This window comes from Microcoleus anatoxicus (genome assembly GCF_042465725.1).
GTDB classification, from domain to species: domain Bacteria; phylum Cyanobacteriota; class Cyanobacteriia; order Cyanobacteriales; family Microcoleaceae; genus Microcoleus; species Microcoleus anatoxicus.
In genome coordinates, this window is sequence record NZ_CP120853.1 from 2,072,943 (window position 1) to 2,094,997 (window position 22,055).

A 22,055-nucleotide genomic window follows, 5' to 3' on the forward strand; every position below is an offset into this window, starting at 1 on the left:
TGTATCTAAGGGCGCTCGGATTGTAGGTTTAAGGAGAGAGACCTAGGGATTGTTCGAGTAACCGATTTGCTAATTTTTCTTCCAGGCAGTCGAGAAAAGGTCAAGATTAGTGGTAGCTTAGGTCTAGGGATTATACAAAATAAGCAAAATACGCAAATTCGGGATCTGCCAAAATATTGATGTTATTGAAAACCCTGGGTTCTAGCCTGATGAAAAGCCCGCCGAAAATGTCACTGAGTCTTGTATTGTTGATACCGCTGGTGGTGCAAATGTCTGTAGCGGTAGGTGTGACTGGATGGCTGTCTTTTCGCAACGGTCAGAAATCTGTCAATGACCTGGCTACTAGGTTAAGCTTGGAAGTTGCAGCCCGGACTAGAGAAAATTTCCGCAGTTTTGGGGATGCAGCTTACCTGTTTCTGGAAATTAATGCTAGCGCGATCGCCTCTGGAAACTTAGATCCCGACAACTTCCCTAACTTAGAGCGCTATTTTTGGAACCAGACTAAAATTAGCGATCGCACCACAACCATTTATTACGGCGCCGAAAGTGGCAGATTTCTGTTGGTCAAGAGAGGAACAGAAAGTTTTACCTATATTAAAGATAAATCAACGGCTCCAGATCGCCAAATTTATCGCCTAGACAGCCAGGGAAATCGCACTCAGTTAGTCGAAACCATACCCTATGAGGCCCGTACAAGACCTTGGTACACAAATGCCAAACAGTCAAAAAAACCCACATGGTCTCCCATCTACGTGTTTGCGGCCCCGCCAGTATTAGGCATTACGCCCGCAGTCCCCATCTACACCAAAACCGGAAACCTGCGGGGGGTACTAGCAGTTGATGTCACTCTTTCTCAAATCAGCGATTTTCTCAAAAGTATCAAAATCAGTAAGTCGGGACAGGTTTTTGCGATCGAACGTAGTGGCGAAATAGTCGCTAGTTCCACAGAGGAATTACCCTTTGTCAGCACCAAAGAGGGACAAAAACGGCTGTTGGCAACGGAAAGTAAAAATTTACTCATGCGATCGACAGCCAAACAATTACAATCAATTTTTGGCAGTTTTGCAGAAATTCGCACCCAAGGACAATTCACCTTTGATATGGATGGTTCGCGGCAATTCATTACGGTGGTTCCCCTGCAAGACGAACGCGGGCTGGATTTGCTGATTGTGGTCGCTATTCCCGAAGCAGACTTTATAGAGCAAATTAACACCAATATTCGCACAACTATTTTATTGTGCTGTTTTGCCTTCATTGTGGCGATCGTCTTAGGTATTTTCACATATCGCTGGGTAGCAGAACCGATTCGCCGATTGCTCAAAGCTTCCAAAGATTTAACAAAAATGTCCGAATCAGCAGATTTTACTTCCTCAGAACTAGAGAGAGAAGTCGAAGTCAAAGGCGTTAACGAACTCGGACTTTTAGCTCAATCTTTCAATCAAATGGCAAGACAGTTGCGCTCTTCCTTTGCTACTTTAGAGGAAACCAATTCCCATTTAGAAAGCCGAGTAGCAGAACGAACTGCCGAACTCAAATCAGCAGAAGCAGAACTGCGAGCATTGTTGGCAGCGATGACCGAATTAATTGTAGTTGTGGATGCCAGCGGCCGCTACTTAAAAATTGTGCCTACCAATCTATCCCTACTTTACGCAGCAGCTCAAGAATTAGTAGGCAAAACCATCGGCGAAATGTTCCAGCCAACAACAGCCGATCGCTTTCTTGACTGCATTCGCTCGGCTTTAGATACTAAACAAACTGTCAGTATTGAATACACTTTAAACCTGCGCGGTCGAGAAGTTTGTTTGGCGGCGAGGATTTCTCCGCTTTCGGAAGAGTCTGTAATTTGGGTGGCCCGCGACGTTACGGAATACAAACGAGCCGAATTAGCACAGCGGGAAAGGCAAAAACAGTTGAGCAAGCAAAATACTGTTTTATTAGAACTAGCTAGAAATAAAGCCCTTTATCGGGGGAATTTAAAAGTAGCTTTGAAGGAAATCACTGAAGCAGCCGCTCATACCCTAGAAACAGAAAGAGCTGCTATTTGGATGTATGATGAAAGTAGATCGAAATTGCTATGCTTTGACCAATTTGAGCGCAGTAGTGGTAGGCATTTCGCCGGGGAAGAAATTTTAGCAGCCGATTATCCGGCTTATTTTCAAGCTTTGGAAGAAGACCGAACGATTGCGGCAGATGATGCTCTTTCAGATACCAGAACTAGAGAATTTGTCGCATCTTATTTTGTAGAAACAGGCGCTACTTCCACTTTAGACGCACCGATTAGACTCGGCGGACAAACTGTAGGAGTAATCTCTCTAGAACAGGTGGAAACTTTTCGTAACTGGACGGTGGAAGCACAAAATTTTGCTGCTTCCTTGGCAGATTTAGTGTCCTTGGCTATGGAAGCTAGCGAGCGCGAACGCACACAAATAGCTCTACGTCAAGCAGAACAAAAATACCGTAGTATCTTTGAAAATGCCGTGGAGGGGATTTTTCAAACAACTCCTGAAGGGCGTTTTTTGAGTGTGAATCCGGCTTTTGCTAAAATCTACGGCTATTCGTCCCCAGAGGAACTGACATCGAATTTGACAGATATTCGACAGCAGGTTTATGTCGATCCCAAACGCCGGGATAAGTTGGTGCAGGCGATCGATCTATGCGGCGAAGTTTCGGGATTTGAGTCTCAGGTTTACCGCGCTGATGGCAGTATAATTTGGATTTCCGAAAGTGCCCGTGCGGTTTACGATGCTGACGGTGTGCCTCTTTACTATGAAGGTAGCATCGAGGATATTAGCGATCGCAAAGTCTTTGAATCTGCCCTCCAAAGAGCTCTAGAAGCCGCCGAAGAGGCTTCCACCGCAAAAAGCGCATTTTTAGCAAACATGAGCCACGAACTGCGAACACCGCTGAATGCGATCATCGGCTACAGCGAAATGCTCCAAGAAGAAACCGAAGAATTAGGTTACGATGAACTCCTCCCTGATTTGGAAAAAATTCGCAATTCTGGCAGACACTTGCTATCTTTAATTAATGATATTCTCGATATTTCTAAGATAGAAGCAGGTCGCATGGAGCTTTATTTAGAAACCTTCGATATCGCTGATTTAATTAAAGAAGTAGCATCTACCGCTTCGTCCCTAACTGAGAAAAATGGCAATACCATAGACTTGAGCAAAATTACCAATATCGGCACGATGCACTCCGATATTACTAAAGTGCGACAAATATTATTAAATTTGCTGAGCAATGCTGCTAAATTCACTCATAACGGCACAATTACCCTCACCGCAACTCGCGAAAATCCGGCGCAGGAAATCAGCGACCAGACACAAGAAAACTGCGATGAATCTGATGATAATTCTCTCTCATCATTGGCAAGTAGAGAATTTTTGGTATTTAATTGTACTGATACCGGAATTGGCATGGACTCAGACCAATTGCAGCGAGTTTTTCAACCCTTTACCCAAGCAGATGCTTCTACTACGCGCAAGTATGGAGGCACGGGTTTGGGACTAGCAATCAGCCAGCGTTTTTGTCACATGATGGGTGGTAGTATTTCCTTGGAAAGTCAAGTGGGGGTTGGTTCTACTTTTACTATCCGCTTACCTATCAATATGAATATTAAGTCTTCCTAAGCATGATTTCAGGAGATACAATTTATGGTAGTTGCAGCCAAATCAACAATTTCTCTGGCAGAGTTTTTGCTGTTGCCAGAAACTAAGCCAGCCAGCGAATATACAGAGGGTCAAATTTATCAAAACCCATGCCACAAGGAAAACATAGCCACAAGGAAAACATAGCCGATTGCAAAAACGATTGCTGGATGCAATTTCTGAGGTTGGAGAACCCCAAAAGTTAGCCTGTGCATTTCCCGAATTGCGGTGTACGTTTGGAGGGCGATCGATAGTTCCTGATATTGCTGTTTTTGAATGGTCTCGCATTCCCGTTGATGAAGATGGAGAAATTGCCAACCGCTTTGAAATTGCACCGGATTGGATAATTGAAATTTTGTCACCAGACCAATCTCCGAATCAGGTGATTAAAAAAATACTTTTTTCGATTCAGCACGGCACTAAACTCGGTTGGTTCGCCGATCCGAGCGATAAATCAGTAATAGTTTTTCTGCCTAATCAAATGCCCAAATTTATATCAGGTACGGATATTTTACCTGTGCTTTGTGTGCTGGCAGATTGGCAATTATCGGCAGCAGATTTATTTAATTGGCTGAAAATAAATTGATTGAAAATTATATTTTATGCCCATTTCAGCAACAGGCAAGATGCTGGTTCCACAAAGAGTGAATTTGGTGGTAAAATTGGCATCTTGTTCTGGCTTAAGATTCGCAAGTGCTCTATTTGCAACCAAGATGAGAGAGACTATTTGCAAAACACCTGCAACTATTTAATTGCGATCGCAGCCTGCGGATTTGTATCCGTTTTAATCAACTGGAATCTTTTAGGAATTCAAGTGTCAGGATGGAATTACTTACTTTGCCCAAGCAACCGGGTTTTTTACTAAAATACACGTTGTAGTGCATAGCGTCGCTGAAAAACCCAGTTTCTAACTACCCGCAACCTTGACATAATCCATCAAACAGGAATCAATGACCCGGAATGTGCCAGTTAAAATGGTGGAATGCACACACCATCAATTTAGCAAAAATACCCAATAACATAAAAAAAGAGCCCACCCTTAATCAAAGGTAGCTCAGTTCATGCCAGCTTACGAACAGCTAGGCAATTAGGTCTCTCGACAGGTAGACGTAAAAAGTTGAGAAAAAGATCCGGATGGTTAGAAAAAATTTCTCACCAATAGTTAAGTTTCAGCAATATTCCCTATTTTCAGGGGAATATTGCGGAAGCTTAAGTTGTTCAATATGTCCCATTGTTCATGACTATTACTCGATCGACTAAGCGTCGTCATCGTGAGCAAAGCGGCGGAACAAGAAATCTAGAGCGTAGTTCCGCAAATTGTAGTATTCTGGATCTTCCATAATTTGTACCCGATCGCGCGGACGCGGAAACGGAATCTCCAAAACTTCGCCAATCGTAGCCGACGGGCCATTGGTCATCATCACCAGGCGATCGGCCAAAAACAGCGCTTCATCAATATCGTGAGTAATCATCAACACCGTACAACGGTGATCGTTCCAAATTTTCAGCAACTCTTCCTGCAATTCCTCCTTAGTAATTGCATCCAAAGCACCAAAAGGTTCATCTAAAATCAGCACTTTCGGGCGAATGGCCAAAGCGCGGGCGATGGAAACCCGCTGCTTCATCCCCCCAGAAATTTGCGGCGGTCTTTTTTCCGCAGCTTCTGTCAATCCCACCATCGCCAAATGGTCTTTGACGATCGCATTTTTTTCCACCTTCGACTTATGGGGAAATACAGCATTAACAGCTAGATAAACATTTTCAAACACCGTCCGCCAGGGTAGCAAAGCATAACCCTGAAACACCACCATGCGATCGGGTCCAGGCTTGGTAATTTTCTCCCCGTTAATAGTCACACTACCCTGACTGGGAGTGCTAAAACCGGACACCATGTTTAACAGAGTTGACTTACCACAACCGGAGTGTCCAATCAGGGTAATAAACTCTCCCTCAGCTACATTCAGGTTGACGTTTTCTAAAGCTCTGTAACCGTTTGGATAGGATTTGTAAACATTTTGGATCGACAAAAAAGGCTGACGGCGATCGTTCCCTTTCTTGTTTAAAGTTTTGGTTTCGGTATTGTTTTTCGTGGTGTTAATCATGGCTTTGCAATTTGTTAGTGGGTGATTGGCGACGGAAGTTCGGCAACGGATTCGCTCAACGGATTTAACTGATGTAACAGAGGTCAGGAATAGGGAATTACTAACTAACAAATAACTATTAGCAATTACTCTATTTTTATGTAACTTAAAACCGCTCTAAGCAGCTCTGCGGCCGGAATCGAGTATCACCTCAGCCATCGTGAAATCGCGTTTAATTTTCAGACTATTGAGGTAGCCGATTGGATCGTCAGCATTAAACACCAAGCCATCAAACAAGGGAAGAGAACCGCGAGTGTAAGTAATATCGGACATTCCCAACTCTCTCGCCGCCGTGCTGAAAGTACCAACTCTGACAACCCGTTCCAGAATTTCCACCCAGTTGCGGGGAAACACAGTATCGCCCCAGCGCGCCATCTGTACCATGTGCCACAGTTGTTCAGTACGGCTGGGACGGTTCACCCCATCTCCGCAGAACAAATGGTGGGCGTATTCCCGCATCGGACTGTCGAGGTTACAAGCATTAGATTTGGGATCGCCTAGTTGGATGTAATTTTTGTCCGTGGCGACATACTCCCGTCCCGCGACAATTTCCGAAACCTCAGCAGCGTGAGCTGGATCGGCGCAATAGTGAGAAGCTTCCAGCAAAGCTTTGACTAGAGCAATGTGAGTGTTGGGATAAGCATTAGCCCAGTCTTCCCGCACCCCCAGAATTTTGGCGGGGTGTCCGGGCCACAATTCCAAATCTGTCGCTACGGTAAAGCCGACTCCTTCCATAGAGGCGCGCAAGTTCCAAGGTTCGCCGACGCAGAAACCGTCAATGGTGCCGCCTTGTAAGTCCACGATCATTTGGGCTGGAGGGATGTTTTTGAGCAAGACATCATGGTCTGGGTCAATGCCGCCGGAAGCCAGCCAGTAGCGTAGCAGCAGGTTGTGCATGGAAGAAGGGTGAACGATTCCCATGCGGTGAGTTTGGGCCGGGGTTCTGTGCAGCATTTGCTTAAAGTCTGCCAGGGTGTAGATCCCTTGGTCGTAAAACCGCTTGGCGAGGGTAATTCCGTTACCGTTGCGGCTCATGGTGAGGGCTGTGACCGTCGGTATCGGCTTCTCTTGGTGGCCCCCCAAGCTCAACCAGATCGCCATGCCAGAGGGCATTTGGGCTGCGTCTAAGTAACCTGCGGCGATGCCGTCTACGATGCCGCGCCAGCTCGTTTCGCGCACCAGGTGGACTTCATCGAGGCCGTGCTTGGCAAAAAAGCCTTTTTCTTTGGCTACGGCTAGGGGCGCGCAGGCTGCGAGGGGGACGAAGCCCAGTTCTAGGTTGATTTTTTCCAGTCCATGACGGGCGATCGCTGGTACTTTCCGCGCCCGCAGTTTTTTCACCCGTTTTTGCTGGTTGAGGAAGTAAATCATTTCGCTGCGTAGAGCGTAGTAGCTGGGGTGTGAGACTACTTCCATCCGCTTGCGGGGGCGGGGGATGTCTACTTCCAAAATCCCGCCTATCTTCGATTCTGGGCCGTTGGTGAGCATGACGATGCGATCGCTCAGCAATACCGCCTCGTCCACATCGTGAGTCACCATCAGGGCGCTGATTTCATACTCTTGGCAAATTTCCATCAACTTTTCTTGCAAGTTGCCGCGAGTTAAGGCGTCGAGGGCGCCGAAGGGTTCGTCTAAGAGTAACAGTTTAGGACGCAGGGCGAGGGCACGGGCGATCGCCACGCGCTGTTTTTGTCCGCCGGAAAGCAGTGCAGGCTGTTTCTCCGAGTGGGGGCCCAAGCCTACCATGTCAATGTGCTTTTGAATGATTTCTAGGCGTTCGGCTTTGGGTAAGCCGTTCATCACCGAGTCTACGGCTAGGGTAATGTTTTCCCTGACTGTTCGCCAAGGTAGGAGCGAATAGTTTTGGAAGACTACCATGCGATCGGGGCCTGGTTTAGTGATTCTTTGTCCTTCGATAGTCACCAGCCCTTCTGTAGGTAAATCCAAACCAGCCACCATATTGAGCAGCGTAGATTTGCCACAGCCAGAGTGTCCAATTAAGGAAATAAATTCGCCTTTTTTAATCTCTAGATCGATGCCTTTGAGCGCAACGTATGTGCCACCGTCTGATAGATTAAAAACTTTTTGGAGTTGTTCTACTGCAATCAAAACAGACATGATTTTCTTGCCTTTTTTGTAGGTTGGTTATTTAGCTAGATAATGTCGCTTTTAGTCGAGTCTAGATCCCCCTAAATCCCCCTTAAGAAGGGGGACTTTGATCGATTTTAACTGGTTCCTAGGAAGAGCCTGGGAACCCATGTCACTCTTGCTCTGCCTCACTTGTCTAGGAGTAAAATTCGAGGCAGAGCCTCTGGATCTGCGTTTCCAGGCTCTTCCTGGGAACGAGTAGATTTGCCTGGTTAAGTAGAAACTACTTTCCTTGACTAGGAGCAATTTTTTGCTGCAACCAAGCCATCAGGCGATCGAGCATCAAACCAACTGCTCCAATATAGAAAACAGCTAATAGAATTTCGCTGATGTAGTTTTGTTGGTAAGCATTCCAAATAAAGAAACCAATACCCGTAATCCCCGACATCACAATTTCCGCAGCAATAATCGCCAGCCAAGCCAAACCGATCGCAATTCTCAATCCTGTGAAGATATAAGGAAGTGCTGACGGAAACAAAATATTGATGTAATACTCTTTCCGAGTAAGTTGCAGCACTTTCGCCACGTTATTATAGTCATCGGGAATTTGGCGGACACCTTCAGTTGTGTTAATTAAAATCGGCCACACTGAAGTAATAAAAATCACGAACAAAGCAGCAGGTTCGTTTTGTTGCAATGCAGCCAGGGCGATCGGTACCCAAGCCAAAGGAGCCACCATCCGCAAAAACTGGAAAATCGGGTCTAAAGCCTTATTTAAGAAAGGATTTGTCCCTACCACAACTCCCAGGCTAATTCCCACAAGAGCAGCTAGAGTGTAGCCTTTTGCCACCCGTTCCAAACTAGCCAAAGTCTGCCAAAACAAACCGACTCCGTAGGTTTTGGAGTTCATGAAAGGATACATCAACAAGACGCGAGTCCGTTCATCAGTCCAAACGCTAGTCGGTCCCGGCAACTTGATAATTCCCGTGCTAGACAAGAATTGCCAAACAAACAGAAATCCAATTATTCCTAGGATTGGTGGCAATAAATTTTGGGAATTCTTTTTCCAAAATTCGCCAAATGATCCTTGGACATCGACTCCACCCTTTCGACTTGTGCTCACAGCCATGCTGCTAATCTCCTAATTTCTGGTGTTGGTTTTCGATCCTAAATTATGGGAAGCTTTTACCCCATTACACTTTTTTGATTGCCAAACTCTTGAGATAATCTTCTGGCTTTTCTGGGTTAAATTCTTTGCCGTCAAAGAACTTTTCAATGCCGCGAGACGTACTTTTGGGAATCTCAGCTTCAGGAACTCCTGCTAATTTTGCTGCTGCTTTCCACAAATCGCCACGGTTGACTTTACCGATCAGTTCTTTCTTCTCTGCCAAAGTTTTTGTTGGCAAGAAACCCCAGCGAATGCTTTCGGTTAAGAACCACAAATCGTGACTTGCGTAGGGATAAGAAACGTTGCCGATACCATCGTTCCAATACAGCGGGCCCATCTTGAAGTCGTTGATGTCTGGTTTGCCGTCGCCCATGACGTACTTGCCTTCATAGGAAGGTGTCAAAACTTCCGAAGGTACGTCAAAGAAGCCTTTGCCAGAAACAATCGCCACCAATTCGGCTCGATGTTCGGGCTTGTCGCACCACTGCTGTGCTTCGATTAGTCCTGCTAGCAAGGCTTCGGTGGCTTTCGGGTGTTTGTCTACCCAGTCGCCGCGAATTGCTAGATATTCCTCTGGATGACCTTTCCACATTTCGGCAGTCAGGGCTGACATGAAGCCGATTTTTTCCTTGACAATCCGCAGAGGCCAGGGATCGCCGGTGCTGAAACCGTCCATACTTCCGGTTTTCATGTTGGCGACGGTTTGGGCCGCCGGCACTGTTAGCAAGCTGACATCTTCGTCGGGATTGATGTTGTTAGCAGCTAACCAGTAACGAAGCCACAAATCTTGGTTGACTTTGGGAAAGGTGTAGGCTGCTTTGAAGGGAGTGCCTGCTTTTTTGAGGCCAAGAATGTAGTCCTGAGCAGCTTTGTCGAGTTTGAGTCCGAGGCCTTTGCCTTCGTGTTTAGATGCGATCGCAATGCCATTTCCTTGAGTGTTCAACTGGGCTAGAACATACATGGGAATGCCAGCTTTGTTCTTGGTAATCAGGCCTTTACTAATAAGATAAGGCATCGGCATTTGCCACTGGCCGCCGTCTATACCACCGCCTGCCGATCCGATTTCTACGTTATCTCTGGCGGAGCCCCAGTTGGCTTGTTTAGCAACTGTTACCTCAGTCATGCCGTATTTGGCAAAAAAGCCTTTTTCTTGGGCAATGATTAAAGGTGCTGCTTCGACGATCGGGATGTATCCCAAGGTGATTTTGGTGCTTTCAATTCCTTCGACTCTTTTCTCATTGGCAACTGCAACTGGTGAGGTGGCTGCGGGTATTTCGCCACCAGCACCGGCAGTTGCACCGGGTTCTGGGGGATTTCCCAAACAGCCTTTGAGTAATATTGAACTGACAGCAGATGCACCTGCGGTGACGATAAATTTACGTCTGGAAAATTGATCTGAAAATTTTGTCATAGTCTAGCCTCGCTGCAATCCATAATCTTCTGTAACGACATCACTGAAGTTTATCAAGGCGCTTTTTTGCTGTTCGCTAATGGGGTTTAGCGAAATCTTTTGAGCGCTGGCTGCCAGGAGGGAGTCAAAGATTTATTGTTAGCATAAGTCTTTGGACTATCCCTGCTGATTTGACTGTTTTGATTAAATCAATGTCTGTGTGTCAGCCGAGTTGTGTGAGGTACGCTGGTTGCGATCCCCACGTTTTCTTAGCTTGATAATTAAGTCTACCGTACTGTTGCGGAAATTCTAAAACAATTATTAAATTTGATTGATAAGTAAATGTTGTAGGACGATGCTAGCGATAAGGAACCGTTGGGAAGGGCCTCCTGGTTTGCTTATCAAAACTGGTTCAAACTAAGATTTGCGGGGTAAGGGTTGTAGCGAAGGGCGATCGCGCGACATTCAAATTCATTGTCAATAAGTGGCAAACATCTGAGCGATCGCACATTGGTTTTGTTAATATATATGTATTTTTTTTAAGGTTGCGGTTAATTGTAGTCTAGGATACAGACAAAGTAAACTGTTAGCATTCAATGCAAGCTATTAAAAAATTCTCGAACCGCAGCGGGCTGATTATCTGGCTGAACGAAGCTAGCCAGTAAAGCCAAATCGAGTTCGGGGAAAAATTGACTGCGATCGCATTTTTGATACGTGCCACTCTGCAATTGATACAGCGAGAATTGCCCATCTTGCCAAAACCAAACTTCAGACACATTTAAGCCTAAATAAACCTGTAATTTATCGATGCCACCGCTGGTAACAATAACTTCGATCGCCAAATCTGGAATATCCTTTAATTCCCCCACACAATAGCACTCATCCGGTTCTAATCCCCTGGCTTTTGCTTCGTTGCGATAGGTGGTAGAACCGCAACCATGTAGATCTAGGTTCTTCGCAAAAGTATACATTTCGAGTAGACGAGCAATAGCTTTTTTTTCGCGTTCGTGTCTGGGAGATATGGTCATAACTTCAAGCAGTCCTTGGCAATAGGTGAGGCGTAGTCCCGGTACGTCTTCCAGAACAGAATCAATAGTAAGATAGTCCTGCCAACTGATGCCTTGTAGAATCAGGCGTTGTTCGGTTTGAGTGTCGAGTTTTTCGAGAAGATTTGTGTTCATAGTTTAGTGGCGTTCTATGTTGATAATATTATAGATTGAATTGATTTAATCGGAATGATTTTAACTGGTTTAACTGGTTCCTAGGCTCTGCCTGGGAACCGATGTCCAGAGGCTCTGCCTCGCTCTTAGATCCACAAAATTGGAGGCAGAGCCTCCGGATCTGCGTTACCAGGCAGAGCCTGGGAACGAGTAAACTGGTTCCCAGGCTCTGCCTGGGAACCGATGTCCAGAGGCTCTGCCTCGCTCTTAGATCCACAAAATTGGAGGCAGAGCCTCCGGATCTGCGTTACCAGGCAGAGCCTGGGAACGAGTAATAGGGCATACCTCACTTTCTTGAGAACCGCTATAATTCCGATGAAGAGAGGATTTGAGATCGCAACATAACCCACCCTACAAATTAATTTATGAATCTCACAAAAGGTGCAGCAATAAGACTAACAATTCTCTTTATTTTTCTCGGAATAGGTGGTGCTTATTCATGGCAAATAATGTCAAATCCGGCTTCTTTATCGCAATCTAAATTATTAGAGTCAATCTATGTAAAGGGCAATTATATTGAAGCATTTATCTGGTTTTGCTTGGCCATTGGTTTTGCTGTTAATGCCGTAAAAACATCAGGCAAAATCCGAACTCATCGCCTGATTGCTACCTTAGTTTTTTTCTTGTTTGGTTTATCAGATATTGTCGAAGTACAAACAGGCGCGTGGTGGAGTCCTTGGTGGTTATTTGTTTGGAAAGTTTCTTGTGGTTTATCTATGATGCTCTTATTTTGGGTTTATTTACGCGATCGCGCCCTTTCTAATAAACCATAAATTGTCGGGTCGGTAAGAGGGGGCGGGTTTACTATATGCTTAGTTTTAAACATAGATGGTTGGTAAAACCGCCCCTAGGAGTGCTCTAAAACCGAGAAACCGGGTTTCTTGAAGAAACCCGGTTTCTGTTAGTTAGGCGGATCGAATCGATTAACCGACAAAGCAACACCGATCATTGGTAGCGCGACGCCGAGGCAAATTAGCCACTGATCCAAGTTCATCGGAGCCGTCTCAAATATGCGATTGATAAACGGAGAATTAGCAAAGACAATCTGCAAAACTACCGCCAAAACAATTCCCACACCAAGGGCGGGAGCACCGCTAACTTCTTCCTTAGAACCGCTAAATTTAGCAATCAAAGAAGGCAACAATTGGCTGAGACTCAACAGGTAGAAAATTCTGCCCATTACTAAAGCTTGAATGGCCATCGTGCGGGCGAGTTCGATCGTCCCCCACTCCGCTTGACGCACCCATTCAAACATTCCGAAAATCACAGTCCAGTTGTAAAGAGAAATGGCGATGATTCGCTTGATCCGACTTGCAGTTAGTAAGGGTTCATTTGCCGATCGCGGTTGTTGCTGCATCACTCCCGGTGACTTCGGCTCAAAAGCCAGCGGTACAGTCATCGTAATCGAGTTGAGCATATTCAGCCACAGAATTTGTAGTGACAAAATCGGCAATTCCCGGCCAAGCAGAGTGCTGAGCAAAATTGTCATCGATTCTCCGCCGTTGACTGGGAGAATGAAGCTGATTGCTTTGAGCAAATTTTTGTAAACCGATCGCCCTTCTTCGATCGCACATTCGATCGACGCAAAGTTATCATCGGTCAAAATCATATCGGCGGCTTCCTTAGAAACCTCCGTACCACTACCCATCGCAATCCCGATATCCGCTTGTTTGAGGGCGGGCGCATCGTTAACACCATCTCCCGTCATCGCCACAATTTCGCCTTGAAGTTGCAAAGCTTCTACCAGGCGGAGTTTTTGTTCGGGGGCGACACGGGCAAAAACTGAGCCGGCTTCTACAGCTTCGGCGAGTTCGTTTTTGTCCATTGCGGCGAGTTGAGCACCTGTGTAGGCGACAAGTTCCCTGTTGTGCTTAGTTTTGCGGAATCCCATGCGACGGGCGATCGCCTTAGCTGTCGCAATATGGTCGCCGGTAATCATTTTGACTTGGATTCCAGCCGTTTGACAAGCTTGGACGGCTGCGATCGCCTCAGCCCGTGGCGGGTCAATCATCCCCTGTAGTCCCAAGAAAATTAGCCCCGATTCCAAATCCGAATGATCTACGGAATTTTGGCTTTCGGGTACTACCTTTTTGGCTAAAGCCAAGACACGCAAGCCTTGCTTTGCCATTTCATCGACAGAAAGGTGAGTTTGTTCGCGATCGACTTTTACCGGATTTCCTTCGGTATCGAGACTAGAACCGCAGCGACTCAAAACAGATTCTACGGAACCTTTGACGTACAAAACTTTGCCAGTGGGAGTTTTGTGCAAAGTTGCCATGTATTGAAACTGCGATTCAAAAGGAATTGAATCCAGCCGCGGCATGGATTTTTCCAAAACTTGCTGACTCAATTCAGCTTTTTTAGCCGCAGCAATTAACGCTCCTTCTGTCGGATCTCCGATCGCAACCCAATTATTGTCTTTGAATTCCAGGTGAGTGTCATTACAAATTAATCCAGCTTGCAAACATTCTTGCAAAGTTGGAGATTGACTCACACTAATTGGCAATTGATTGAGTTGAATTTCACCTTCTGGGCTGTAGCCAGTACCCGTAACTGAGTAGGATTTGCCACCAGAATAGATTTCTTGCACCGTCATCTGGTTTTCCGTCAAAGTTCCGGTTTTGTCGGAACAGACGACTGTAGCGCCGCCTAGAGTCTCTACTGCGGGCAATTTGCGGACGATCGCGTGGCGAGATGCCATCCGGGAAACGCCGACGGCGAGGGTGACGGTGATGACGGCGGGTAAGCCTTCGGGAATTGCGCCGACAATCAGCGCAACTGCGGGTTCGACTGCTTCTTTAAAGGCTGAAACTCCGGCTGGGACTGGCCGGCCCAATCTAACGGCGAAGGTCAAGGTTGCCATTCCCAACACGAATAACAGCCAGTTTTGACTAAATTCGTTGAATTTGCGGGTTAAGGGCGTGGTGAGATCGATATGTCGATCTAATAATTGGGAGATTTTGCCGGTTTCGGTTTTATTGGCGATCGCAATTACGATACCGCTACCTTGACCAAAAGTGACAAAACTGCCAGCATAGGCCATATTGTCCCGTTCTGCTAGGGGCGTTTCTTGCGGTAGCACCAAGTCTCCCGACTCTCCCAGTTCTTTTTCGACGGCTACGGATTCCCCAGTGAGTCCCGATTCGTCTATTTGTAAGTCGCGCACTTTAATTAAGCGCAAGTCTGCCGGTACTTTGTCACCGGAAGTCAGGGTTACTAAGTCACCAACAACAAGTTCTTTTGAGGGAACTCTTAATTTTTTGCCACCCCGAATGACTGTGGCTTCGGTGGTGACAGCTTTAGCTAGGGCATCGATTTTTTTCTCAGCCCCAGCTTCTTGGACGAAACTGATAATCGCGTTGGTAGTTGTGACACCCCAAATTACGCTGGCGTTGAGCCATTCTCCAATTAGGGCTTTGATTAAACCAGCACTCAGCAAGATAATTAGCAGTGGTTGGTTAAATTGGAGGACAAATTTTAACCAGGCGGGTTTCCCTGCTTTAACTGTTAGTTCGTTGAGACCGAATTTTTGTTGGCGAATGGCAACTTCGCTCGGTTCTATACCTTGATCTAGGTTGGTTTCTAAGATAGTTGCAACCTTCGATCTTTCTAGGTAGTGCCAATATTGCTCTGCTACGTCTACATCGTTGGCGGCTGTTGCTGGCATGATTTTTCCTGAATATTTGCTCTTGAGTCTGACGAGCTGTTATCGCTCCTGAATAGGCGCGCTTAATATATTAAGCTAGCTAATGGTTTGTTGGTTGCTTTAACGGGCTGTGACTTAGATCGATCTTACACCGGATGTGTCCGTCTGTTGCCAGATATTGGGAGAATTTTTTTCAAGGAAGAAGCAAGAAAAAAATACTCTCCCGCTGGCGATCGCAAACCGTGTTAAAACCTAGTTAAGCGACCAAATTCTGAACTTATGGAAATACTTGTGACGCTGGTGCTCGGCTCGGTGCTGTTAGTCTGGGGAATCAGGTTCGGAAAGGTGTTAGTTCGATCGGGAGTAACGGCTAATGACTTATTTAAGGGCCGAAATGCGATCGCCCTGCTGTTTTTAGGTTTTTATATTGGCTTGCTGCTACTGGCTCTAAATCTGCCACAAATGCCAGCTTTGCCGATCGAATGGCGCGTGAACGGGATGCGAGTTACTTGGACATTGTTGCGAGTGATGTTGATGGGAGTCTGCGGTATTGGGTTTAGTATAAGCTGGCAGACAGCGCGATCGCAAGTAATTGCCGTCATCTTAATTGGCTGCTTAGGATTGGGCGGATTTACCAGCGCTGAATCCTATTTCATGGCACCAATTTACGCTGATTTAATTGACAATTTGCAGCCAAACGGTGTATTTCGCCAAACATCTAACAGCAGTTGTGCTCCAGCAGCCCTAGCCACAATCTTAAGAAGGTGGGGAATGAATGCGACGGAATCAAGTGTAGCCCGTTTGGCAGGAACCAGTCGTTTAGGAACTTCCATGCCCCAGTTAATTATAGCAGCAAGAGCTTTAGGAATGCAAGGAATTGAACTAACTCCAAGTTGGGAGCAAATACAGCAAATTAATCGCCCCGGAGTATTAGCAGTTTGGCTATTTGACGGCCCTCGGAAACTTCCCCACGCCGTCGCTTTATTGGGAATTAATCATAATATTGCTACCATTGCCGATCCGGCGCGGGGCAGAATTTTCTATTTAGACAGAGCAACCTTTGCCCAGATTTGGCGGGAGCAATACGTGCCACTTTTTCGTCCTGCGGATATCTCGTTAACTGACAAACAAGCGATTGATTATTTAAATAAGTTTGGATATAATTCTGGTAATTTTCCAGCAGATATCGAGCGCTTTCAGAAAGATAAAAAAATAAAAGTCAGTGGTAAGTTAGACCTGATGACTGAGTTAATGTTAAGCGGCGATTTTTTGGAAGGAGTGCCGAGACTGGACGGGAAATAAACAAGGAAATGTAGGGGCGGGTTTTACCAACCATAAACGCCAAAAATTGCTAACCTCGAAAACCCGCCCCTCTCCTCTTTGAGCAGTCAAATGAATAATCTTTTTTTTTTACCAAATTAGCTCTTTATTAAGGCTAAACTCAGCAGGCAATGGTTGTAACTTTTCAGCAATACCTAAAAGATAATCTTTGGCTAAGCTATCTAGGTTTGTGCTATTTTTTGATAAATATGAACTTAATAATGTAGGTTTAGAAAGCCCTTTAAGTGTCACCCCTGCTATCTCATAATTTAATATATCTGGATAAACATCTTGAAAAATCTCATCTGCAAAATTGCAATCGAATAGCTCGACAAATTCAAAAATAACTTGTCTGGCATCAAAAAAATAACAACTTGCTAGGAGTTGCTGTTCTGGACTGATGTAAAAACTTTGCTTTGTACGGTGGCTAGAGCTTTTCCATAACAATTCTCCCATATTTTGCCTACACAAAACTAAAATATGTAACTGCTGGTTTTCATATACACCAGCAACAAAACCCCGAAATAAATCCGATGGCTCTCTGGGAATCGTTTGGCCATTAAGCGATTTGTATATTATTGAAGGAAAAAGAGGCTGACTAGCAAGCTTAAGTAATCGCTGCAACTCAGAAAACCGGGTAATGGTTTTGGGCAAATATTTCTTGACTTTGCCATAGTTCAGTAAGGGATTAAGTTGTTCGATATATCGACATTCTAACTCGTTCAATTCAGAAACGGAAGCTAGAATATATTTAATAACGATTTTATCCAATCCTTTTCTAGCAAGTTGCTTGTAGCGGTGATGGCTCGCTCCTGCCCAACGTTTGCGTAAGTTCTTGGCTTGACCAATATAAAATAATTGTTCGCGTTCACCGAACACAAAATAAATACCTGGATGGTCAGGAAGCTGGTGGCGAAGACGTAGGGTTAACTGCCCAGACATAGGCTCTACACTACTTGGATTCATAATTTCATGATGCTTGTTTGTTTTATTATTTAATAGCTTACCGGATTTAATATCATATGTAAAGCATCAATTGACTGGGCAGAGCGGAAAGATATCAGATAGGAATGCAATCCCTCAAGTCTCACCCTCATGGAATGAAAATTCTTCTTGCGCCTATGTAATTGCCACTATAAATGGCAATCTCAACAATACGCCCGACACACCGTTCTCGATAACTTGAGTCATTTAATACTCGCTCGGCATTACCAATTGTCACAACTGGTAATGAGTTCGGAGTGTTTTCCTCGCGCATGACTTGCTCTAATGAGTCTTCATCTTTCATGCTTCGATTAGCTGTAAGTAAAATCATTTGATTTTCCTGAGCGAGTCTCCAAACAACTCTATCACTGCTATCAATTGACAATCCCACCTCCTCAAACATGACGAAGCGAATTTGGACAAAATCAAGCCAACCTTGGCTAGCAATACTGCCAAGAAGAACTCGTGCGTGTCCCTTGAAGTTGTGATCTATTAAAAAAATCATGACTGGACTAAGTGACGTGCCTTCGATGCTTGAAGCTTTTCCCAAGCAGCCTCTAATCCAGGTGGTGGTGGGAGGGTAGCAATGTGGGCAATGCGATCGCGATTTTGTTCTTCGTAATATTGCCTAATTTCCTCAGTTTCCTTGAGAACAACTTGGTATTCTGCATCAACTTCTGCCGAATGTGTATCTATGTAAGAAAGGGCTGCATTAATTTGATCCTCTGTCAAATCAAACAGGGAACGAATAAATTTAGGCGGATACTGGGCGATTACATAGTCCATCACATCGTAGAGAGTGATGCGCGTACCTGCGATCGTCAACCCACGCTCAGTACGGATAATAACCGATGGCTCATTAGATACTAAGGTCATAGTCATAGCCTGTTGCTAACTTATCTTGATTGTACTTCAAACTCAGTAGATTTAACCACATTCATACCCGCCGCCGCAAATCTTTGAAAAGTCGCATCTGCTGCTTGCGTAAAATCAACAACACCAGGAACAACCACAGGCGAAGTACAATCTTCCAACAAATAAACCTTCTTTGCTAACTCCGAATCGCGCGCCAAAATTTCCGTCAATAAATCATCAATTGTCCAAGCAACGCAATGACTTTTAGCTTGTCCAGCAATAATGACTGCATCAAAATCCAGCAACTTATCAATAAAACTAACATTCTTTTGAGCGATCGCACTCCCATCCGCCCCCTCTAAAACTTCCGGCTGCAAAACAGAATAGTTTTCGGTGAGGGGATTGCCACCTTTGATTTCAAAAATTGCTTGAGTTTCGCGGGCGATGCTATGGAAAAAAATAGCTTCTTCCACCGCCGAAACCAGCGCGTGTCCGATACCACCAAGCATCGAGTGATAGGGCCAAATTGTCAAGGGATATTTGCCATTATCGCTAAGTTTCTGCACGTAATGCAGAGCGTGTTTTTCCAGGGCCAAAAAATTGCCACCGCTGATGCTATCAGCCACGGCGGGATTAACTTTCCAAATACCATTGGCAACATCTTCTAGGCTAATGGAAGTTACGGCTGGTTGCGGATGTTCCCCTGCTGCATTTATCCAAAAAATTGGATGAAAAATTTGCATAGCCGTATGGGTATCCATTGTGGGCGCGATCGTGGTAATTATGTCTAAATTGCGGTAAATGAACTCGCACAGTCGCAGATTGTCATCAATAGCACCGCTACCGGAACGCCCACCCACAAATAGTTCAAATTCCGGCAAACAAAAAGTATTTTGAGCATCAATTATCAACAAACAAATGCGGTTGGTATCCCTAGCAGCAGGCAGAATACTGTGTTTCACAGCCCAGTCTTTAGCTTGAACAGCACGTTCTTGATAAGGCACCCGCCAGACTTCGCTAACTTTCTTCTGGTCAAAATACTCAGGAATTGGGAGTAAGCTTTTGGCAATCATAGCTAATTTATTTTCCGGTACTTGTGGCAATAACTTAAGATAGAATTAGAAAAACATTAAATCATTCATCAACCCTTATTTCTCTCTTTACTTTCTCTGCGCCCTCTGCGCCCTCTGCGGTAAAAAAAAACAAAATATTCCTCGAATTAGACTACAATAATCCTAGCGATTTAAGGTGAATTATGCCACAACCACAAAATTCCAATTATCCGCGAAATATATTTCAACGCAAATTTTTGTTTTGGTCGATCGCCCTTTCACTCTCTCTCTTAATCATAGCAACTAAATCTTCCTACATTCAAGATTTTTTAAGAACAGTGCTGATCCAGATCCAGGACTTAGGGTGGTGGGGGCCAGTAGCATTTGTAGCCACTTACAACATCGCCACTATACTATTTATACCAGGTGCTGTGTTGACCCTGGGAGGCGGGGTGCTGTTTGGGCTGTGGTGGGGTTCAGTCTACGTGTTTGTGGCGGCAACTTTAGGGGCCACCTTTGCTTTTCTGATTGGGCGATACTTGTCGCGCGATCGCCTGGTAAAATATATGGAAAATCATCCCAAGTTCCAAGCTCTCGATCGCGCAATTTGTCAACAAGGATTAAAAATAGTATTTCTGACACGTCTTTGTCCTTTATTTCCTTTTAATTTATTGAATTACGTTTTGGGCATTACCCAAGTTTCTTTGAAAGATTATATCCTCGGTTCCTTGGGGATGATACCGGGAACTATTCTGTATGTTTATTCAGGTTCTTTGGTAGGAGATTTGGCTGCGATCGGCGCAGCAACAGGGTGTACCAATCCCCAAGATTCCGCAGTAAAATGGTCGATAAATATCATCAGTTTTCTAGCCACAGTCGCTGTTACTGTCTCTATCACTCGGATAGCTCGCCAAGCTTTGGATGAAAGTGTTTAATTAGGAGAATTTGCTAATGTCACAATCAAAAGTCGATCGCGTAACAGTCCCCCCGATGGACGAACACAACCAAAAATTAGTCTCCTATTTACATCCATCAAATTGGGTAAATCCCCAGCCGGCTAGCTGTTACAATTTAGTAGTAATTGGAGCCGGGCCAGCCGGATTAATTGTCGCCGCCGGTGCCGCGGGCTTGGGTGCAAAAGTTGCTTTGATTGAAAAACATTTGATGGGAGGCGATTGTTTAAATGTCGGTTGCGTGCCTTCAAAAGCCCTGATTCGTTCGTCTCGTACTGTCGGTGATATCTCGGAAGCAAGTAAATTTGGTGTTAGGGTTCCTAACGGTACAGAAGTTGATTTTTCCGCCGTAATGACAAGATTGCGGCGCATCAGGGCCGACATCAGCGATGTTGATTCTGTGCAACGATATCAGGACAAATTAGGAGTCGATGTTTTCTTAGGTTCGGGTCGTTTTACCAGTAATAATACACTTGAAGTGGCTGGTCAAACTCTCCGCTTTAAAAAAGCAGTAATTACGACGGGAGCACGGGCGCTACAACCGCAAATTCCCGGTTTAGAAGAATCTGGATATCTGACTAATGAAACTGTGTTTAACCTTACCGAAAAACCTCAGCGTTTAGCAGTAATTGGTGCAGGTCCGATCGGCTGCGAATTAGCTCAAGCCTTCCGCAGGCTGGGTTCAGAAGTCGTGTTATTCCACAAAAATGCTCACATTTTGGACAAGGAAGATGTCGATGCTGCTAACATTGTGGAGCAGGCGTTTGTGCGGGAAGAAATTCAGTTAATACTTGAATCCAAAATAGAGCGCGTTGAGCAAACAAATACAGGCAAAGTAATTTATTATGAATCTCAGGGTAAAGCAGGTACTGTGACTGTAGATGAAATTCTGGTTGGCACCGGGCGATCGCCCAATGTCGAAGGATTGAATTTGGAGGCGATCGGCGTTGAATACGATACACAAACGGGTGTATTTGTCAACGATAATTTACAAACTACTAATCCCCGCATTTACGCCGCGGGCGACATTTGCATGAAGCATAAATTTACTCATGCTGCTGATTTTGCGGCGAGGATTGTCATTCAAAATACGCTGTTTTTTGGACGCAAAAAACTCAGTGCTTTGACGATACCTTGGTGTACTTATACTAGCCCGGAGGTGGCGCACGTTGGAATTGGCGAAGCTGAAATTCAAGCCAAAGCGATTGATGTCGATACATTTTTGATTCCTTTCAGTCAAGTCGATCGGGCAATTATTGACGGAGAAGACGAGGGTTTTGTGAAAATTCACGTCAAGAAAGGTAGCGATCAAATATTAGGTGCTACAATAGTTGCACAACACGCCGGAGATATGATTAGCGAGATTACTTTAGCAATGGTCAACAATATTGGTTTGGGAAAAATTGCGAGTGTAATTCATCCCTATCCGACGCAAGCTGATGCAATTCGTAAAGCCGGGGATGCGTACAATCGCACTCGTTTGACACCGTTTGTGAAGAATTTGTTTAATAAATGGCTGGCTTGGACTCGATAACATAACTCGGCGGTTGAAACCGCTACTACACAAACAAAGTCCGCCTGCGCGGAC

General features: G+C 45.1%; 16 protein-coding genes and 1 pseudogene. 7 read left to right on the forward strand and 10 right to left on the reverse strand.

Annotation, left to right across the window (positions count from 1 at the left end):
* Positions 1–227 precede the first annotated feature (227 nt).
* From P2A85_RS08920 to P2A85_RS08930, 3 genes and pseudogenes are all read left to right on the forward strand, one after another.
* On the forward strand, positions 228–3,632 hold the full coding sequence (locus tag P2A85_RS08920; RefSeq protein WP_377478804.1) for a PAS domain S-box protein: 3,405 nt from the start codon (positions 228–230) through the stop codon (positions 3,630–3,632).
* Positions 3,633–3,656: 24 nt separating this feature from the next.
* Positions 3,657–4,236 (forward strand): annotated as a pseudogene (locus tag P2A85_RS08925) (Uma2 family endonuclease).
* Complete coding sequence (locus P2A85_RS08930) at positions 4,237–4,515, forward strand: hypothetical protein (RefSeq protein ID WP_377478806.1); 279 nt, start codon at positions 4,237–4,239, stop codon at positions 4,513–4,515.
* A 391-nt stretch (positions 4,516–4,906) separates the two neighbouring features.
* On the opposite strand, the gene P2A85_RS08935 is transcribed toward P2A85_RS08930, so the two are convergent.
* The 5 genes from P2A85_RS08935 to P2A85_RS08955 all read right to left on the reverse strand — a co-directional run bounded on the left by P2A85_RS08935 (position 4,907) and on the right by P2A85_RS08955 (position 11,618).
* On the reverse strand, positions 4,907–5,752 hold the full coding sequence (locus tag P2A85_RS08935) for a nitrate ABC transporter ATP-binding protein (RefSeq protein ID WP_377478808.1): 846 nt from the start codon (positions 5,750–5,752) through the stop codon (positions 4,907–4,909).
* Between the two features lie 156 nt (positions 5,753–5,908).
* Positions 5,909–7,909: a nitrate ABC transporter ATP-binding protein gene (locus P2A85_RS08940; RefSeq protein WP_377478810.1), complete on the reverse strand. Its 2,001-nt coding sequence runs from the start codon at positions 7,907–7,909 to the stop codon at positions 5,909–5,911.
* A gap of 253 nt (positions 7,910–8,162) precedes the next feature.
* The gene (gene ntrB / locus P2A85_RS08945; RefSeq protein ID WP_377478812.1) at positions 8,163–9,008 is read right to left on the reverse strand and encodes a nitrate ABC transporter permease; all 846 of its coding nucleotides are present in this window, start codon (positions 9,006–9,008) and stop codon (positions 8,163–8,165) included.
* 64 nt (positions 9,009–9,072) lie between these two features.
* The gene (locus P2A85_RS08950; RefSeq protein ID WP_377478814.1) at positions 9,073–10,458 is read right to left on the reverse strand and encodes a CmpA/NrtA family ABC transporter substrate-binding protein; all 1,386 of its coding nucleotides are present in this window, start codon (positions 10,456–10,458) and stop codon (positions 9,073–9,075) included.
* A 572-nt stretch (positions 10,459–11,030) separates the two neighbouring features.
* Positions 11,031–11,618, reverse strand: coding sequence for a Uma2 family endonuclease (locus tag P2A85_RS08955; protein WP_377478816.1), 588 nt, complete (start codon positions 11,616–11,618; stop codon positions 11,031–11,033).
* A gap of 404 nt (positions 11,619–12,022) precedes the next feature.
* On the opposite strand from P2A85_RS08955, the gene P2A85_RS08960 reads away from it, so the two are divergent.
* Complete coding sequence (locus P2A85_RS08960) at positions 12,023–12,430, forward strand: hypothetical protein (protein ID WP_377478818.1); 408 nt, start codon at positions 12,023–12,025, stop codon at positions 12,428–12,430.
* Between the two features lie 128 nt (positions 12,431–12,558).
* Here P2A85_RS08960 and P2A85_RS08965 read toward each other — a convergent pair whose 3' ends face one another.
* The gene (locus P2A85_RS08965) at positions 12,559–15,324 is read right to left on the reverse strand and encodes an HAD-IC family P-type ATPase (protein ID WP_377478820.1); all 2,766 of its coding nucleotides are present in this window, start codon (positions 15,322–15,324) and stop codon (positions 12,559–12,561) included.
* Between the two features lie 258 nt (positions 15,325–15,582).
* On the opposite strand from P2A85_RS08965, the gene P2A85_RS08970 reads away from it, so the two are divergent.
* Positions 15,583–16,605: a cysteine peptidase family C39 domain-containing protein gene (locus P2A85_RS08970; protein ID WP_377478822.1), complete on the forward strand. Its 1,023-nt coding sequence runs from the start codon at positions 15,583–15,585 to the stop codon at positions 16,603–16,605.
* Between the two features lie 108 nt (positions 16,606–16,713).
* On the opposite strand, the gene P2A85_RS08975 is transcribed toward P2A85_RS08970, so the two are convergent.
* The 4 genes from P2A85_RS08975 to P2A85_RS08990 all read right to left on the reverse strand — a co-directional run bounded on the left by P2A85_RS08975 (position 16,714) and on the right by P2A85_RS08990 (position 19,535).
* On the reverse strand, positions 16,714–17,589 hold the full coding sequence (locus P2A85_RS08975; protein WP_377478824.1) for a GIY-YIG nuclease family protein: 876 nt from the start codon (positions 17,587–17,589) through the stop codon (positions 16,714–16,716).
* Between the two features lie 127 nt (positions 17,590–17,716).
* Entirely contained in the window at positions 17,717–18,112 is a 396-nt protein-coding gene (locus P2A85_RS08980) for an ACP S-malonyltransferase (protein ID WP_371116687.1), read from the reverse strand.
* Positions 18,109–18,483 (reverse strand): DUF433 domain-containing protein, encoded by a 375-nt coding sequence (locus tag P2A85_RS08985; protein ID WP_371125687.1) that lies wholly within the window; start codon positions 18,481–18,483, stop codon positions 18,109–18,111. The genes P2A85_RS08980 and P2A85_RS08985 overlap by 4 nt, the downstream gene beginning before the upstream one ends.
* 20 nt (positions 18,484–18,503) lie before the next feature.
* Positions 18,504–19,535, reverse strand: coding sequence for an isochorismatase (locus P2A85_RS08990; RefSeq protein ID WP_377478826.1), 1,032 nt, complete (start codon positions 19,533–19,535; stop codon positions 18,504–18,506).
* A 182-nt stretch (positions 19,536–19,717) separates the two neighbouring features.
* Between P2A85_RS08990 and P2A85_RS08995 the strand changes: the two genes are divergently transcribed.
* Together P2A85_RS08995 and P2A85_RS09000 are read left to right on the forward strand one after the other, a co-directional pair.
* On the forward strand, positions 19,718–20,449 hold the full coding sequence (locus tag P2A85_RS08995; protein ID WP_377478828.1) for a TVP38/TMEM64 family protein: 732 nt from the start codon (positions 19,718–19,720) through the stop codon (positions 20,447–20,449).
* Between the two features lie 16 nt (positions 20,450–20,465).
* The gene (locus P2A85_RS09000) at positions 20,466–22,001 is read left to right on the forward strand and encodes a mercuric reductase (protein ID WP_377478830.1); all 1,536 of its coding nucleotides are present in this window, start codon (positions 20,466–20,468) and stop codon (positions 21,999–22,001) included.
* The last annotated feature ends 54 nt before the right edge of the window (positions 22,002–22,055 follow it).

Excerpts from the sequence above, each read along its gene's own strand:
- P2A85_RS08970 (WP_377478822.1), top strand. The coding sequence starts at position 15,583 with ATGGAAATACTTGTGACGCTGGTGCTCGGCTCGGTGCTGTTAGTCTGG.
- P2A85_RS08920 (WP_377478804.1), top strand. The coding sequence starts at position 228 with ATGTCACTGAGTCTTGTATTGTTGATACCGCTGGTGGTGCAAATGTCT.
- P2A85_RS08950 (WP_377478814.1), bottom strand. The coding sequence starts at position 10,458 with ATGACAAAATTTTCAGATCAATTTTCCAGACGTAAATTTATCGTCACC.
- P2A85_RS08935 (WP_377478808.1), bottom strand. The coding sequence starts at position 5,752 with ATGATTAACACCACGAAAAACAATACCGAAACCAAAACTTTAAACAAG.
- P2A85_RS08960 (WP_377478818.1), top strand. The coding sequence starts at position 12,023 with ATGAATCTCACAAAAGGTGCAGCAATAAGACTAACAATTCTCTTTATT.
- P2A85_RS08965 (WP_377478820.1), bottom strand. The coding sequence starts at position 15,324 with ATGCCAGCAACAGCCGCCAACGATGTAGACGTAGCAGAGCAATATTGG.
- P2A85_RS08990 (WP_377478826.1), bottom strand. The coding sequence starts at position 19,535 with ATGATTGCCAAAAGCTTACTCCCAATTCCTGAGTATTTTGACCAGAAG.
- ntrB (WP_377478812.1), bottom strand. The coding sequence starts at position 9,008 with ATGGCTGTGAGCACAAGTCGAAAGGGTGGAGTCGATGTCCAAGGATCA.
- P2A85_RS08955 (WP_377478816.1), bottom strand. The coding sequence starts at position 11,618 with ATGAACACAAATCTTCTCGAAAAACTCGACACTCAAACCGAACAACGC.
- P2A85_RS08975 (WP_377478824.1), bottom strand. The coding sequence starts at position 17,589 with ATGAATCCAAGTAGTGTAGAGCCTATGTCTGGGCAGTTAACCCTACGT.
- P2A85_RS08995 (WP_377478828.1), top strand. The coding sequence starts at position 19,718 with ATGCCACAACCACAAAATTCCAATTATCCGCGAAATATATTTCAACGC.
- P2A85_RS08940 (WP_377478810.1), bottom strand. The coding sequence starts at position 7,909 with ATGTCTGTTTTGATTGCAGTAGAACAACTCCAAAAAGTTTTTAATCTA.
- P2A85_RS09000 (WP_377478830.1), top strand. The coding sequence starts at position 20,466 with ATGTCACAATCAAAAGTCGATCGCGTAACAGTCCCCCCGATGGACGAA.
- P2A85_RS08980 (WP_371116687.1), bottom strand. The coding sequence starts at position 18,112 with ATGATTTTTTTAATAGATCACAACTTCAAGGGACACGCACGAGTTCTT.
- P2A85_RS08985 (WP_371125687.1), bottom strand. The coding sequence starts at position 18,483 with ATGACCTTAGTATCTAATGAGCCATCGGTTATTATCCGTACTGAGCGT.